The sequence below is a fragment of the Azotobacter chroococcum genome, assembly GCF_004339665.1.
Classification (GTDB): domain Bacteria; phylum Pseudomonadota; class Gammaproteobacteria; order Pseudomonadales; family Pseudomonadaceae; genus Azotobacter; species Azotobacter chroococcum.
In genome coordinates this window covers 150,205-164,133 of the sequence record NZ_SMMU01000004.1, presented here as the reverse complement: position 1 = coordinate 164,133, position 13,929 = coordinate 150,205, and the positions used below count along the sequence as shown (strand labels likewise).

Annotated in this window: 18 protein-coding genes; 10 read left to right on the top strand and 8 right to left on the bottom strand. The window is 68.5% G+C overall.

Features of this window, described 5'->3' with window-relative positions; genetic code table 11:
- Positions 1 to 2 precede the first annotated feature (2 nt).
- From metW to hemW, 4 genes are all read left to right on the top strand, one after another.
- Positions 3 to 596, top strand: a complete 594-nt coding sequence (gene metW / locus EV691_RS06015) for a methionine biosynthesis protein MetW (RefSeq protein WP_131300803.1) — start codon at positions 3 to 5, stop codon at positions 594 to 596.
- A gap of 70 nt (positions 597 to 666) precedes the next feature.
- Positions 667 to 1,086, top strand: a complete 420-nt coding sequence (locus tag EV691_RS06010) for a DUF4426 domain-containing protein (protein WP_131300801.1) — start codon at positions 667 to 669, stop codon at positions 1,084 to 1,086.
- Entirely contained in the window at positions 1,083 to 1,679 is a 597-nt protein-coding gene (rdgB, locus tag EV691_RS06005) for an RdgB/HAM1 family non-canonical purine NTP pyrophosphatase (protein ID WP_131300799.1), read from the top strand. Before EV691_RS06010 ends, rdgB begins: the two co-directional genes overlap by 4 nt.
- Positions 1,676 to 2,872 (top strand): radical SAM family heme chaperone HemW, encoded by a 1,197-nt coding sequence (hemW, locus tag EV691_RS06000; protein WP_131300797.1) that lies wholly within the window; start codon positions 1,676 to 1,678, stop codon positions 2,870 to 2,872. The genes rdgB and hemW overlap by 4 nt, the downstream gene beginning before the upstream one ends.
- 57 nt (positions 2,873 to 2,929) lie before the next feature.
- Here the strand turns inward: hemW and trmB are convergent, their stop codons facing one another.
- The 4 genes from trmB to EV691_RS05980 all read right to left on the bottom strand — a co-directional run bounded on the left by trmB (position 2,930) and on the right by EV691_RS05980 (position 5,291).
- Positions 2,930 to 3,652 carry a tRNA (guanosine(46)-N7)-methyltransferase TrmB gene (gene trmB, locus EV691_RS05995; protein WP_131300796.1) on the bottom strand — a complete coding sequence of 241 codons (723 nt, stop codon included), beginning with the start codon at positions 3,650 to 3,652 and terminating at the stop codon, positions 2,930 to 2,932.
- 89 nt (positions 3,653 to 3,741) lie between these two features.
- Positions 3,742 to 4,536 (bottom strand): thiazole synthase, encoded by a 795-nt coding sequence (locus EV691_RS05990; protein ID WP_131256350.1) that lies wholly within the window; start codon positions 4,534 to 4,536, stop codon positions 3,742 to 3,744.
- A 90-nt stretch (positions 4,537 to 4,626) separates the two neighbouring features.
- Positions 4,627 to 4,827 (bottom strand): sulfur carrier protein ThiS, encoded by a 201-nt coding sequence (gene thiS / locus EV691_RS05985; protein WP_089169573.1) that lies wholly within the window; start codon positions 4,825 to 4,827, stop codon positions 4,627 to 4,629.
- 86 nt (positions 4,828 to 4,913) lie between these two features.
- Entirely contained in the window at positions 4,914 to 5,291 is a 378-nt protein-coding gene (locus tag EV691_RS05980) for a DUF423 domain-containing protein (RefSeq protein WP_131300794.1), read from the bottom strand.
- Between the two features lie 69 nt (positions 5,292 to 5,360).
- Here EV691_RS05980 and mtgA point away from each other — a divergent pair, with 69 nt between their 5' ends.
- Complete coding sequence (gene mtgA, locus EV691_RS05975) at positions 5,361 to 6,074, top strand: monofunctional biosynthetic peptidoglycan transglycosylase (RefSeq protein ID WP_207390268.1); 714 nt, start codon at positions 5,361 to 5,363, stop codon at positions 6,072 to 6,074.
- A gap of 12 nt (positions 6,075 to 6,086) precedes the next feature.
- Here the strand turns inward: mtgA and radC are convergent, their stop codons facing one another.
- Positions 6,087 to 6,761 carry a RadC family protein gene (gene radC, locus EV691_RS05970; RefSeq protein ID WP_131300790.1) on the bottom strand — a complete coding sequence of 225 codons (675 nt, stop codon included), beginning with the start codon at positions 6,759 to 6,761 and terminating at the stop codon, positions 6,087 to 6,089.
- Between the two features lie 156 nt (positions 6,762 to 6,917).
- Between radC and coaBC the strand changes: the two genes are divergently transcribed.
- From coaBC to argB, 4 genes are all read left to right on the top strand, one after another.
- Complete coding sequence (gene coaBC / locus EV691_RS05965; protein WP_131300788.1) at positions 6,918 to 8,126, top strand: bifunctional phosphopantothenoylcysteine decarboxylase/phosphopantothenate--cysteine ligase CoaBC; 1,209 nt, start codon at positions 6,918 to 6,920, stop codon at positions 8,124 to 8,126.
- A 5-nt stretch (positions 8,127 to 8,131) separates the two neighbouring features.
- On the top strand, positions 8,132 to 8,587 hold the full coding sequence (dut, locus tag EV691_RS05960; protein ID WP_039806793.1) for a dUTP diphosphatase: 456 nt from the start codon (positions 8,132 to 8,134) through the stop codon (positions 8,585 to 8,587).
- A 177-nt stretch (positions 8,588 to 8,764) separates the two neighbouring features.
- The gene (gene algC / locus EV691_RS05955; RefSeq protein ID WP_207390261.1) at positions 8,765 to 10,162 is read left to right on the top strand and encodes a phosphomannomutase/phosphoglucomutase; all 1,398 of its coding nucleotides are present in this window, start codon (positions 8,765 to 8,767) and stop codon (positions 10,160 to 10,162) included.
- Positions 10,163 to 10,300: 138 nt separating this feature from the next.
- Positions 10,301 to 11,203: an acetylglutamate kinase gene (gene argB, locus EV691_RS05950; protein WP_131300784.1), complete on the top strand. Its 903-nt coding sequence runs from the start codon at positions 10,301 to 10,303 to the stop codon at positions 11,201 to 11,203.
- 69 nt (positions 11,204 to 11,272) lie between these two features.
- Here the strand turns inward: argB and pyrE are convergent, their stop codons facing one another.
- Positions 11,273 to 11,914 (bottom strand): orotate phosphoribosyltransferase, encoded by a 642-nt coding sequence (gene pyrE, locus EV691_RS05945; protein ID WP_039806801.1) that lies wholly within the window; start codon positions 11,912 to 11,914, stop codon positions 11,273 to 11,275.
- Positions 11,915 to 11,994: 80 nt separating this feature from the next.
- Here pyrE and EV691_RS05940 point away from each other — a divergent pair, with 80 nt between their 5' ends.
- On the top strand, positions 11,995 to 12,774 hold the full coding sequence (locus EV691_RS05940) for an exodeoxyribonuclease III (protein WP_131256345.1): 780 nt from the start codon (positions 11,995 to 11,997) through the stop codon (positions 12,772 to 12,774).
- Between the two features lie 49 nt (positions 12,775 to 12,823).
- On the opposite strand, the gene EV691_RS05935 is transcribed toward EV691_RS05940, so the two are convergent.
- Together EV691_RS05935 and rph are read right to left on the bottom strand one after the other, a co-directional pair.
- Entirely contained in the window at positions 12,824 to 13,192 is a 369-nt protein-coding gene (locus EV691_RS05935) for a DUF4870 domain-containing protein (RefSeq protein WP_131256344.1), read from the bottom strand.
- Positions 13,193 to 13,199: 7 nt separating this feature from the next.
- Positions 13,200 to 13,919, bottom strand: coding sequence for a ribonuclease PH (gene rph / locus EV691_RS05930; protein ID WP_039806809.1), 720 nt, complete (start codon positions 13,917 to 13,919; stop codon positions 13,200 to 13,202).
- Positions 13,920 to 13,929 lie beyond the last annotated feature (10 nt).

Here is a 13,929-nt window from a genome sequence, read left to right as displayed (position 1 = left end):
CCATGAGAGCCGATCTGGACATCATCCAAGAGTGGATTCCCGCCGGCAGCCGGGTGCTCGACCTCGGCTGCGGCGACGGCGAGCTGCTGGCCCGGCTGCGCGAGCACAAGGAGGTCAGCGGCTACGGCCTGGAGATCGACCCGCAGAACATCGCCGCCTGCCTCGACAAGGGCATCAACGTGATCGAGCAGGACCTCGACAAGGGCCTCGGCAACCTCGCCAGCGACAGCTTCGACGTGGTGGTGATGACCCAGGCGCTGCAGGCCGTGCACTACCCGGATCGCATCCTCGAGGAGATGCTGCGGGTCGGCCGCACCTGCATCATCACCTTTCCCAACTTCGGCCACTGGCGCTGCCGCTGGGACCTGGCGAGCAAGGGGCGGATGCCGGTTTCCGAGTTCCTGCCCTACACCTGGTACAACACGCCGAACATCCACTTCTGCACCTTCAAGGACTTCGAGGCCCTGTGCCGCGAACGCCAGGTGCAGGTGCTGCAGCGCCTGGCCGTGGACCGCGAGCACCGGCATGGCTGGGCCAGCCGCCTGTGGCCTAATCTGTTAGGTGAAATCGGCATCTACCATGTCAGTCGTCGCTGACCGCGCCCCCGGCCGGCCGCGGCGACCCGGGCGGATGCCCTCGCCCCGCGTTCCTGGTAAGGAGATCGCCATGTCTCGCCCCGCCCTGTTCCTGCTTGCCCTCTGCCTGTCGCTGCCGGCCACCGCCGCCGAGCGCCTGCAGAAATTCGCCGACCTCGATGTGCACTACAGCGCCTTCAACTCCGGCTTCCTGCAGCCGGAAATCGCCAGCGCCGCCGGCATCGTCCGCGGCAAGAAGCAGGGCGTGCTCAACATCGCCGTGCTGAAGGCCGGCAAGGCCCAGTCCGCGACGGTCAAGGCCCAGGTACGCAACACCCTGGGACAGATCCGCGCGCTGAGCTTTCGCGAGGTCCGCGAGGGCGAGGCCATCTACTACCTGTCGCAGTTCCCCTTCGACCAGGAAACCCTGCACTTCAAGGTCGACGTCCAGAGCGGCGGCGGTCCCCTCAACAGCTTCGAATTCGACCAGCAATTCTTCCCCGACGAATGATGACTCTCTCCCAACTGGTACTGGCCAGCCACAACGCCGGCAAGCTCAAGGAACTCCAGGCCCTCCTGGGCGACGCCGTCCAGGTGCGCTCGGTCGGCGAATTCAGCGACGTCGAGCCGGAAGAAACCGGCCTGTCCTTCGTCGAGAATGCCATCCTCAAGGCCCGCCACGCCGCCCGCGTGTCCGGCCTGCCGGCGCTGGCCGACGACTCGGGCCTGGCGGTGGACGCCCTCGGCGGCGCGCCGGGCATCTACTCGGCACGCTATGCCGGTGGCGGCGGCGATGCGGCGAACAACGCCAAGCTGCTGGAAGCGCTCAGGGACGTGCCGGACGCCGGGCGCGGCGCCCGGTTCGTCTGCGCCCTGGCCCTGGTGCGGCATGCCGAGGACCCGCTGCCGATCCTCTGCGAGGGCCTCTGGCACGGGCGCATCCTGCACGCACCGCGCGGCGCGCAGGGCTTCGGCTACGACCCGCTGTTCTGGGTGCCGGAGACGGACTGCTCCAGCGCCGAGCTGGCACCGCCGGAGAAGAACCGCCTGAGCCACCGCGCCCGCGCCATGGCCCAGCTCAGGCAGCGGCTGGGGCTGGCATGAGCCGGCAACCCTCTCCCCTCGCGCCTCTCCCGGAGGACGAGGGGAGGAAAAGCGGACTCCAGCTCCCCCCCCTGGCGCTGTACATCCACATCCCCTGGTGCGTGCGCAAGTGTCCGTACTGCGACTTCAACTCCCACGCCGCCGGCCCCGAGCTACCGGAAGAAGCCTATGTAGACGCCCTGCTCGCCGACCTCGAGGCGGACCTGCCGGCCGCCCACGGCCGCGGGCTGGTATCGATCTTCCTCGGCGGCGGCACGCCCAGCCTGTTCTCCGCCCGCGCCCTCGACCGCCTGCTGAACGGGATCGAGCGGCATCTCGCCTTCGCCCCTGACATCGAGATCACCCTCGAGGCCAACCCCGGCACCTTCGAGCAGGCCAAGTTCGCCGACTACCGGCGCCTCGGCATCAACCGCCTGTCGATCGGCGTGCAGAGCTTCCAGACCGCGCAGCTCCAGGCGCTGGGCCGCATCCACGACGGCCTCGAGGCGATCCGCGCCGCCGAAATGGCGCGGCGCGCCGGTTTCGACAACTTCAACCTCGACCTGATGCACGGCCTGCCCGACCAGGACGTGGCCGGCGCGCTGGCCGACCTGCGCCAGGCCGTCGCCCTCGGACCGACGCACCTGTCCTGGTACCAGCTGACGCTGGAGCCGAACACCCTGTTCTGGAGCCAGCCGCCGGAAATCCCCGAGGACGACCTGCTCTGGGACATCCAGGAAGCCGGCCAGGCGCTGCTGGCCGCCGAAGGCTTCGTCCAGTACGAGACCTCGGCCTATGCCCGGGACGGCCGGCGCGCACGGCACAACCTCAACTACTGGACCTTCGGCGACTTCCTCGGCATCGGCGCCGGCGCCCACGCCAAGCTCAGCGATCCGCACGGCCACATCCGCCGCACCTGGAAAACCCGCCTGCCGAAGGATTACCTCGACCCGGCCAGGCGCTTCCAGGCCGGCGAGCGCCTGCTGGAAGCGGCCGAGCTGCCGTTCGAGTTCATGATGAACGCCCTGCGCCTGACCGAGGGCGTGCCGGCGGAGCTGTTCGCGCAGCGCACCGGCCTGCCGCTGGCGGCCATCGCCGAGCCCTGCACCGCCGCCCGCGCCGCCGGACTGCTGGAGAACGATCCGCAGCTATTGCGCCCGACTGCCCGCGGCCAGCTGTTTCTCAACGACCTGCTGCAGCATTTCCTGCCGTAGGCGTGGCCGGTGCAGGGTGGAAAACGACCGCAGGTCTTTTCCACCCTACGCCCCCGCTCAATCGATGCGCTGGAACTTCAGATCCCATACCCCGTGGCCGAGGCGCTCGCCGCGGCGCTCGAACTTGGTCACCGGGCGCTCCTCGGGGCGCGGCACATAGGTGCCGTCCGCGGCCAGGTTGCGGTAACCCGGCGCGGCGCTCATCACTTCCAGCATGTGCTCGGCGTAGGGCTGCCAGTCGGTGGCCATGTGCAGCACGCCACCGACCTTGAGCTTCTGCCGCACCAGTTCGGCGAACGCCGGCTGGACGATGCGCCGCTTGTGGTGGCGGCTCTTGTGCCAGGGGTCGGGGAAGAACAGCAGCACGCGGTCCAGGCTGGCATCGGCCACGCATTGGCGCAGCACGTCCAGCGCATCGCAGCTGTAGACGCGCAGGTTGGTCAGGTTCTGCGCTAGGGCGCCGTTGAGCAGGGCGCCGACGCCCGGCTTGTGCACCTCGACGCCGATGAAGTCCTGCTCCGGCGCGCTTGCCGCCATCTCCAGGGTCGAGTGGCCCATGCCGAAGCCGATCTCGAAGGTGCGCGGCGCATGGCGTCCGAACACCTGGTCGAAGTCGCGCAGTCCGTCTTCCAGGGCCAGGCCGAATTTCGGCCAGCCCTGTTCGAGGCCGCGCTGCTGGCCTTCCGTCATGCGCCCGGCGCGCATCACGAAACTCTTGATGGTGCGCAGACGCGGCGCTTCGTCGGCGGTTTGCGGCGCTTGTTGGATTTCGTCGGTCATAACGCTTCCTGAAAAGACAAACGAGCCCTGCCCTCGCGGACAGGACTCGCTTCGCTGAACGCAGGCGACGCCGGGCGCCGCCCGGCAAATTAACGGATCAAGCCTTCCAGCGGCGACGAGGCGCTGGCGTAGAGCTTCTTCGGCATGCGCCCGGCGAGCCAGGCCAGGCGCCCGGCCTCGATGGCGTGCTTCATCGCCCGGGCCATCAGCACCGGGTCCTGGGCGTGGGCGATGGCGCTGTTCATCAGCACCGCCTCGCAGCCCAGCTCCATGGCGATGGTCGCGTCCGAGGCGGTGCCCACCCCGGCATCCACCAGCACCGGCACCGTCGCCTCCTCGAGGATGATGCGCAGGTTGTAGGGGTTGCAGATGCCGAGGCCGGTGCCGATCAGGCCGGCCAGCGGCATCACCGCGATGCAGCCCATTTCTGCCAGCTGACGGGCGATGATCGGGTCGTCGCTGGTGTAGACCATCACGTCGAAACCGTCCTTGACCAGCACCTCGGCAGCCTTGAGGGTCTCGATCACGTTGGGGAACAGAGTCTTCTGGTCGGCCAGCACTTCCAGCTTGACCAGCTGGTGGCCGTCCAGCAGCTCGCGGGACAGACGGCAGGTGCGCACCGCCTCCTCGGCGGTGTAGCAGCCGGCGGTGTTCGGCAGGATGGTGTAGCGTGCCGGGCTGATCACGTCGAGCAGGTTCGGCTCGCCGGGGTTCTGGCCGATGTTGGTGCGGCGCACCGCGACGGTGACGATCTCTGCGCCGGAGGCCTCGATGGCCTGGCGGGTCTCCTCGAGATCCTTGTACTTGCCGGTGCCGACCAGCAGACGCGACGTGTAGGTGCGGCCGGCCAGGGTAAAGGGCTTGTCGTTGCGAGCGGGACTCATCGGGATTTCCTCCTGGGCAGGCGGTTGAAAGGGTAGTGCCGGAGCGCCCTCCGGCGGTCGGGCCGGGCGCGAAGGTGCTTCAACGACCTGCTAACCACCACCAATGGCGTGCACCACCTCCACCCGGTCGCCCTCGCGCAAGGCGGTGGCGGCGTGCAGACTGCGGGGCACGATGTCGAGATTGAGTTCGACCGCGACGCGCCGGCCGGCCAGATCCAGACGGGCCAACAGATCGGCGATGGTCTGGCCATCGGCAAGGTCGTAGGGTTCGCCGTTCAACTGAATGCGCATGACGGGTTCGCTGCGTCCGGAAGGTTCGGCATTCTAGCGCCGATCCGCGGCGATCACCAAGGCAGCGGCGGGGGGCCACCCGGCACTCAGACCGAGCCCCCCAGGCGCCAGCCGGCCAGCCCTAGGCACAGCCAGCCGAGGAGGAAGGCCAGGCCGCCGAACGGTGTGACCAGACCGAGCTTGAAGCCGCCCAGGGTGAGCAGGTAGAGGCTGCCGGAGAACATCAGGATACCCAGGCCGAAGAGGATGCCGGCGGACGCCAGCAGGCGCCCCGGGCGATGCAGGGCGAGCAGGCCGACGGCGAGCAGCGCCAGGGCGTGGAACTGCTGGTAGTGCACGCCGGTCTGGAACACCTCGAGGTATTCCGGGCTCAGCAGACCGCGCAAGCCATGGGCGCCGAAGGCGCCGAGGGCGACGCCGGCGAAGCCGAACAGGGCCGCCAGCACGAGAAAGACACGCGCCATGAATGAGCTCCGGACAGACGAAAGAGGGCCGCTATAATGGCCCGCCCGACCGCCCCGGCCAAGTCGACCATGCCCCGCACCCTGCTCCGCCGCCTGCTCCAGCTTCCGCTCTGGCTCGCCGCCGGCTCCCTCCTGCTGGTGCTGAGCCTGCGCTGGGTGCCGCCGCCGGGCAGTGCGCTGATGGTGGAGCGCAAGGTCGACTCCTGGCTCGAGCGCCGCCCGCTCGACCTGCAGCGGGAATGGCGCCCCTGGGCCCAGCTGCCGGACGACCTGAAGATGGCGGTGATCGCCGCCGAGGACCAGCACTTCGCCGAACACTGGGGTTTCGACCTCGCGGCGATCCGCGCCGCCCTGGCACACAACGAGCTGGGCGGCACGCTGCGCGGCGCCAGCACCCTCAGCCAGCAGGTGGCGAAGAACCTGTTCCTCTGGTCCGGGCGCAGCTGGCTGCGCAAGGGCATCGAGGCCTGGTTCACCGCCTTGATCGAGCTCTGCTGGTCCAAGCAGCGGATTCTCGAGGTCTACCTGAACAGCGCCGAATGGGGCGACGGGGTCTTCGGCGCCGAGGCCGCCGCCCGTCATCATTTCGGCATCGGCGCCCCCTACCTGTCGACCCGCCAGGCCAGCCTGCTCGCCGCCGTCCTGCCCAATCCGCGGGAATGGAGCGCGTCCGCGCCGAGTGCCTACGTCAATCGCCGCGCCGACTGGATCGCCCGGCAGATGCGCCAGCTGGGCGGCAGCGCCTACCTCGAGCGTCTCGGCGGGCCGCATCCGCCCCGCTGAGTACGCGGCAGCCTACAGCCAGCCGTGTTCGGCCATCGACAGCGGCTCGCCGTCGCCGACGATGAAATGGTCGAGCACCCGCACGTCGACCAGCGCCAGCGCCTCCTTCAGCCGCTGGGTCAGGCTGCGGTCCGCCTGGCTCGGTTCGGCGACACCCGAAGGGTGGTTGTGGGTGAGGATCAGCGCGGCGGCGTTGTGCGCCAGGGCGCGCTTGACCACCTGGCGCGGATAGACGCTGGCGCCGTCGATGGTGCCGTGGAACAGCGCCTCGAAGGCCTGCACCCGGTGCTTGGCGTCGAGGAACAGGCAGCCGAAGATCTCGTGGGGCTCGTGGCGCAGGCGCGCCTTCAGGTAGTCGCGCACCGCCTGCGGACTCTCCAGCGCCGGATCGCGGCGCAGGCGCTCGGCCAGATGCCGGCGTGACATTTCCAGCACCGCCTGCAGCAGGGCGAACTTGGCCGGGCCGAGGCCGAGGCGGCGGCTGAACGAGGCGCGGTCGGCCTCCAGCAGGGCGCGCAGGCTGCCGAAGTCGTTCAGCAGATGGCGGGCCAGGTCCACCGCGCTTTGCCCGGCGACCCCGGTGCGCAGGAAGATCGCCAGCAGCTCGGCATCGCTCAGCGCCAGCGCGCCCTGTTCCAGCAGTTTTTCCCGCGGCCGCTCCGTCGCCGGCCAGTCCCGAATGCTCATGCCACCTCCCTGTCGACCCCCGCTGATCCCGGTGCGGGGCTGTGCTATCTTAGCCGGCATTTTGTGCCCGGCCGTGACGGGGAGCACGCCCGGACAGCCTCGCAAGGCAGCCGGGGGCCTGGGCAAGCGATCACGACAACAAAGCAAGGCAGGCCTATGCAGCGGCTGTATCGGAAACGCATCGTCCTGGGCGTCGGCGGCGGCATCGCCGCCTACAAGAGCGCGGAGCTGGTCCGCCGCCTGCGCGACCAGGGCGCGGAAGTCCATGTGGTGATGACCCGGGGCGGGCGCGAGTTCATCACCCCCCTGACCCTTCAGGCCCTGTCCGGCCATCCGGTGCATCTGGATCTGCTCGATCCGGCCGCCGAAGCGGCGATGGGCCACATCGAGCTGGCCAAATGGGCCGACCTGGTGCTGATCGCCCCAGCCACTGCCGACCTGCTGGCGCGCCTCGCCCAGGGCATGGCCGACGATCTGCTGACCGCCCTGGTGCTGGCCACCGACGCGCCGGTGGCCCTGGCCCCGGCGATGAACCAGGCGATGTGGCGCGACCCGGCGACCCAGGCCAACGCGCAGACCCTCGTCGCGCGCGGCCTGCGCCTGTTCGGTCCGGCCGAAGGCAGCCAGGCCTGCGGCGACGTCGGCCCGGGGCGCATGCTGGAACCCGCGGAACTCGCCCAGCGGGTCGCCGACTGCTTCGCAAGCGGCTGCCTGACCGGCCGCCACGTGCTGATCACCGCCGGCCCGACCCGGGAAAACATCGACCCGGTGCGCTACCTCACCAACCACAGCTCCGGCAAGATGGGCTTCGCCCTGGCCGAGGCCGCCGCCGAGGCCGGCGCCCGGGTCACCCTGGTCAGCGGCCCGGTGCACCTGCCGACGCCGGAGCGGGTCGAGCGCATCGACGTGGTCAGTGCCCACGACATGCTCGCCGCCTGCGAGGCGGCGATGCCCTGCGACCTCCTCATCGCCGCCGCCGCGGTGGCCGACTACCGGCCGCAGGTGGTCGCCCCACAGAAGCTGAAGAAGGACCCGAACAACGACGACGGCCTGCTCCTGCAGCTGGTGCGCAACCCGGACATCCTCGCCACCCTGGCGCAGCGCGCCGACCGCCCGTTCAGCGTCGGCTTCGCCGCCGAGACCGAAAACCTGCTGGAATACGCCCTGCGCAAGCTGAACGCGAAGAACCTCGACCTGATCGTCGCCAACGATGTGGCCAACCCCGGCATCGGCTTCAACAGCGAGGAGAACGCGGTCAGCGTGATCGACCGCGCGCAGCAGGAAACCCGCTTCGCCCAGACCAGCAAGGGCAAGATCGCCCGCCAGCTGATCGCCTTCATCGCCGACCGCCTCGACAAGGCCTGATACCCATGCACAGTCTGCAAGCCAAGATTCTCGATCCCCGCCTGGGCAGCGACTATCCGCTGCCGGCCTACGCCACCGCCGGTTCCGCCGGCCTCGACCTGCGCGCCATGCTCCAGGAGGAGCTGAGCCTGGAGCCGGGCCAGACCGCGCTGATCCCCACCGGACTGGCCATCCACATCGCCGACCCGGGACTGGCCGCGCTGGTCCTGCCGCGCTCGGGCCTGGGCCACAAGCACGGCATCGTCCTCGGCAACCTGGTCGGGCTGATCGACTCCGACTACCAAGGCGAGCTCATGGTCTCCTGCTGGAACCGCGGCCAGAGCAGCTTCCGCATCGCAGTCGGCGAACGCATCGCCCAGCTGGTGCTGGTGCCGGTGGTGCAGGCGCACTTCGAGCTGGTCGAGGCGTTCGACGCCAGTCAGCGCGGCGCCGGCGGCTTCGGCCATTCGGGCAGTCACTGACGTGGAACTCTGCGCCGCCCCGTCCATCAAACCTGCGGGTCGGCGCCTGATGGCAATCGAATGGCTGCCTGCCCGCCGCGTCGGTCGCCGACTGCTGCACTCAACGACATGCCCGACATGGACATCCTTGAAGTAACCCGGACCGCCAGTCCGGAAACATCGGAGCACCACCCCCGCATGAACAGCCTCCAGAAAGCCCCCTCCCTGCCCGCCAGCATCTTCCGGGCCTATGACATCCGCGGCGTGGTCGGCGACAGCCTGACCCCGGAAGCCGCCTACTGGATCGGCCGGGCCATCGGTTCGGAAAGCCTGGCCAAGGGCGAGCCGAACGTTTCGGTCGGGCGCGATGGCCGCCTGTCCGGCCCCGAGCTGGTCGAGCAGTTGATCCGCGGCGTGCGCGACAGCGGCTGCACCGTCAGCGACGTCGGCATGGTGCCGACCCCGGTGCTCTACTACGCGGCCAACATCCTCGCCGGCAAGTCCGGCGTGCAGCTCACCGGCAGCCACAACCCGCCGGACTACAACGGCTTCAAGATCGTCGTCGCCGGCGACACCCTGGCCAACGAACAGATCCAGGTGCTGCGCGAGCGCATCGAGAGCGGCAACCTGAGCGCCGGCGAAGGCCGCGTCGAGCAGGTCGACGTGCTGGAACGCTATTTCGAGCAGATCCGCGGCGACATCCGCCTGGCGCGCAAGCTGAAGGTGGTGGTCGACTGCGGCAACGGCGTCGCCGGGGTGATCGCCCCGCGCCTGATCGAGGCCCTCGGCTGCGAGGTGATCCCGCTGTTCTGCGAGGTCGACGGCAACTTCCCCAACCACCACCCGGACCCGGGCAAGCCGGAGAATCTGGAAGACCTGATCGCCAAGGTCGCCAGCGAGAAGGCCGACCTCGGCCTGGCCTTCGACGGCGACGGCGACCGCGTCGGCGTGGTGACCAACAGCGGCGCCATCATCTACCCCGACCAGTTGCTGATGCTCTTTGCCAAGGACGTGGCCAGCCGCAACCCCGGTTCCGAGATCATCTTCGACGTCAAGTGCACCCGCCGCCTGACCCCGCTGATCAAGGCCAGCGGCGGCCGTCCGCTGATGTGGAAGACCGGCCACTCGCTGATCAAGAAGAAGATGAAGGAAAGCGGCGCCCTGCTCGCCGGCGAGATGAGCGGGCACGTGTTCTTCAAGGAGCGCTGGTTCGGCTTCGACGACGGCATCTACAGCGCCGCGCGCCTCTTGGAGATCCTTGCCCAGGATTCGCGCAATGCCGACCAGGTGTTCGCCGATTTCCCGGTGGACCTCTCCACCCCGGAGATCAACGTCAAGGTCACCGAAGAGAGCAAGTTCACCATCATCGAGGCCCTGCAGCGCGATGCCCAGTGGGGCGAAGGCGCCGAGGTGAGCACCCTCGATGGCGCGCGCGTCGACTACCCGAAGGGCTGGGGCCTGGTGCGCGCCTCCAACACCACCCCGGTGCTGGTGCTGCGCTTCGAGGCCGAAACTGCCGAGGAGCTGCAACGCATCCAGGAAGTGTTCCGTGCGCAGCTCTATAATGTCGCCCCGGATCTGAAGCTGCCGTTCTAAATCCGGCCGGCATGCCGAGGCCGACGCCCGCCGCCAGGCGAGCGTCGGCCTTTCGCCATTTGGACGGCGACCGATTTCTCGCCGGCGCCTGCAGGCGTCGGACGCATTCACCCCAGTCTCTGTTCAGCGGAGTTCAGCATGACCCTCAGCCGTGATGCCGCCACCCAAGTCGCCAAGGTTCTCTCCGAAGCACTGCCCTACATTCGCCGCTTCGTCGGCAAGACCCTGGTGATCAAGTACGGCGGCAACGCCATGGAAAGCGACGAGCTGAAGACCGGCTTCGCCCGCGACATCGTGCTGATGAAGGCGGTCGGCATCAACCCGGTGGTGGTGCACGGCGGCGGCCCGCAGATCGGCGACCTGCTCAAGCGCCTGTCCATCGAGAGCCGCTTCGTCGACGGCATGCGCGTCACCGATGCGCAGACCATGGACGTGGTGGAGATGGTCCTCGGCGGCCAGGTCAACAAGGACATCGTCAACCTGATCAACCGCCACGGCGGCAGCGCCATCGGCCTGACCGGCAAGGACGCCGGGCTGATCCGCGCCAGGAAGCTCAAGGTCACCCGCCAGACGCCGGAAATGACCCAGCCGGAGATCATCGACATCGGCCAGGTCGGCGAGGTCGAGTCGGTCAACACCGGGCTGCTGAACATGCTGGTGCAGGGCGACTTCATCCCGGTGATCGCGCCGATCGGCGTCGGCGCCGACGGCGAGTCCTACAACATCAACGCCGACCTGGTCGCCGGCAAGGTCGCCGAGGCGCTCAAGGCCGAGAAGCTGATGCTGCTGACCAACATCGCCGGCCTGATGGACAAGGAAGGCCGGGTGCTCACCGGCCTGTCCACCGAGCAGGTCGATGCCCTGATCGCCGACGGCACCATCTACGGCGGCATGCTGCCGAAGATCCGCTGCGCCCTCGAGGCGGTCCAGGGCGGCGTGACCAGCGCGCATATCATCGACGGCCGGGTGCCCAATGCGGTGCTGCTGGAGATCTTCACCGACACCGGCGTCGGCACCCTGATCACCAACCAGCAGTCCTGAAGCCGGCGGCCGGCAAACGCGGACACGAAAAGGGGAGCCTCGAGCTCCCCTTCTTCTTCAGCCGCCCGATCAAATGCCGTATTGCGCGCGGTAGGCTTCCACGGCCGGCAGATGCCGCTTGAGCTCGGCATCTTCCGCCAAGTATTCCAGCACGTCGGAGAGGGAAGCGATGCTGACCACCGGCATGGCGAAGTCGCGCTCGACTTCCTGGATCGCCGACAGCGCGCCCTGGCCGCGCTCCTGGCGGTTCAGCGCGATCAGCACGCCGGCCGCCTGGGCGCCCTGGCCCTGGATGATCTGCATCACCTCGCGGATCGCCGTGCCGGCGGTGATCACGTCATCGACGATCAGCACCCGCCCGGCCAGCGGCGCCCCGACCAGGGTGCCGCCCTCGCCGTGATCCTTGGCCTCCTTGCGGTTGAAGCACCAGGGCAGGTCGCGGCCGTGGTGCTCGGCCAGCGCCACCGCGGTCGCCGCGGCCAGCGGGATGCCCTTGTAGGCAGGCCCGAACAGCACGTCGAAGGGGATGCCGCTGTCGACCAGCGCCGAGGCGTAGAAGCGCCCCAGCCGGGCCAGCGCCAGACCGCTGTTGAACAGCCCGGCATTGAAGAAGTAGGGGCTGGTCCGCCCCGACTTGAGGGTGAACTCGCCGAAGCGCAGCACACCGCGCTCGATGGCGAAACGAATGAATTCGCGCTGGTAGGCCTGCATGAAAAGTCCCGATAGGCACCGATTTAGCTATATGCTCCGAGGTCGGGTATCATACACGCTGGTTTTTTTGGGGGCCATGTATGCGGATCATCAGTGTAAACGTCAATGGTATTCAGGCTGCCGTCGAGCGGGGCCTGTTCAGCTGGCTGCAAGCCCAGAATGCCGACGTGATCTGCCTGCAGGATACCCGCGCTTCCGCCTTCGAACTGGACGATCCGACCTACCAGCTGGACGGCTACTTCCTCTACGCCAGCGAGGCGGAGGTCCCGAGCCAGGGCGGCGTGGCGCTCTATTCGCGACTGCAGCCCAAGGCAGTGATCGGCAGTCTCGGCTTCGAGACGGCCGATCGCTACGGGCGCTACCTGCAGGCCGACTTCGACAAGGTCAGCATCGCCAGCCTGCTGCTGCCCACCGGGCAGGGCGGCGACGAGAGCCTGAACCAGAAGTTCAAGTTCATGGACGACTTCGCCCACTATCTGGACAAGCAGCGCCGCAAGCGCCGCGAATACATCTACTGCGGCTCGCTGTACGTGGCGCACCAGAAGCAGGACGTGAAGAACTGGCGCGACTGCCAGCAGCTGCCCGGCTTCCTGGCGCCGGAGCGCGCCTGGATGGACCAGATCATCGGCCACATGGGCTACGTGGATGCCCTGCGGGAAACCAGCCGCGAGGGCGACCTCTACAGCTGGTGGCCGGACAGCGAACAGGCGGAAATGCTCAATCTCGGCTGGCGCTTCGACTATCAGCTGCTGACCCCGGGCATGCGCCGCTTCGTGCGCAACGCCCGCCTGCCCCGGCAGCCGCGCTTCTCCCAGCATGCCCCGCTGATCGTCGACTACGACTGGCTGCTGAGCCTGTAAGCGACGCCACCCCAGAAAAAGCCGGCCATGCCGGCTTTTTCTGGTCCGTTCACTTCACCAGACGCAGACAGAAGGGATAACGCCAGGCCTCGCCGGCATTCGCCCGGATGCCGGCGATGACCACCAGCACCAGCGTCGTCAGGTTGACCAGCAGCATCAGCGGGAAACCGATGAAGATCCAGGCCAGCGCACCGCAGAGCATCATCAGCAGGCTGTAGGTGATCTGGAAGTTGAGCGCCTCCCTGCCCTGCCGGTCGACGAAGGGATCGCGGTCCTTCTGCAGCTGCCAGACGATCAAGGGCCCCAGCACGTTGCCGATCAACGGCGCCACGAACCAGAAGAAGGCCGCGTAGTGGCAGAGCATCGCCCAGCGACGGGCCTGTGGGTCGGGCAGCGGAATGAGCGACTGCGACGTCATGGCGATCTCAGTCGGCCAGCACGGCGCGCTGCAGCTCGAACAGCTCGCGGATACCCTGGGTGGCCAGGGCCAGCATGGCGTTCAGCTCCTCCGGCTGGAAGGGCTCACCCTCGGCGGTGCCCTGTACCTCGATGAAACCGCCGGCGTCGGTCATCACCACATTCAGGTCGGTCTCGGCGTCGGAATCCTCGGGATAGTCCAGATCCAGCACCGGCTCGCCCCGGTAGATGCCCACGGAGACCGCCGCGACCATCTGCTTCAGCGGATCGCCCTTCAGCGCGCCACGCTTCTTCAGCACCGCCAGGGCATCGACCAGCGCCACCATGGCGCCGGTGATGGAGGCCGTGCGGGTCCCGCCGTCGGCCTGGATCACGTCGCAGTCGATGTACAGGGTGTTCTCGCCCAGCTTGCTCATGTCCAGCGCGGCGCGCAGCGAGCGGCCGATCAGCCGCTGGATCTCCAGGGTGCGCCCGCCCTGCCGACCCCGACTGGCCTCGCGCGCGGTACGCTCGCCGGTGGCCCGCGGCAGCATGCCGTACTCGGCGGTCAGCCAGCCCTTGCCCTGGCCCTTGAGGAAGCGCGGCACGCCGGACTCGGCGCTGACCGTGCAGATCACCCGGGTGTCGCCGAACTCCACCAGCACCGAGCCCTCGGCATGCCGGGTGTAGTTGCGGGTGATGCGGATCGGACGCAACTGGTGGGGCGCACGGCCACTGGGACGCTTCATCTGGGCTTAC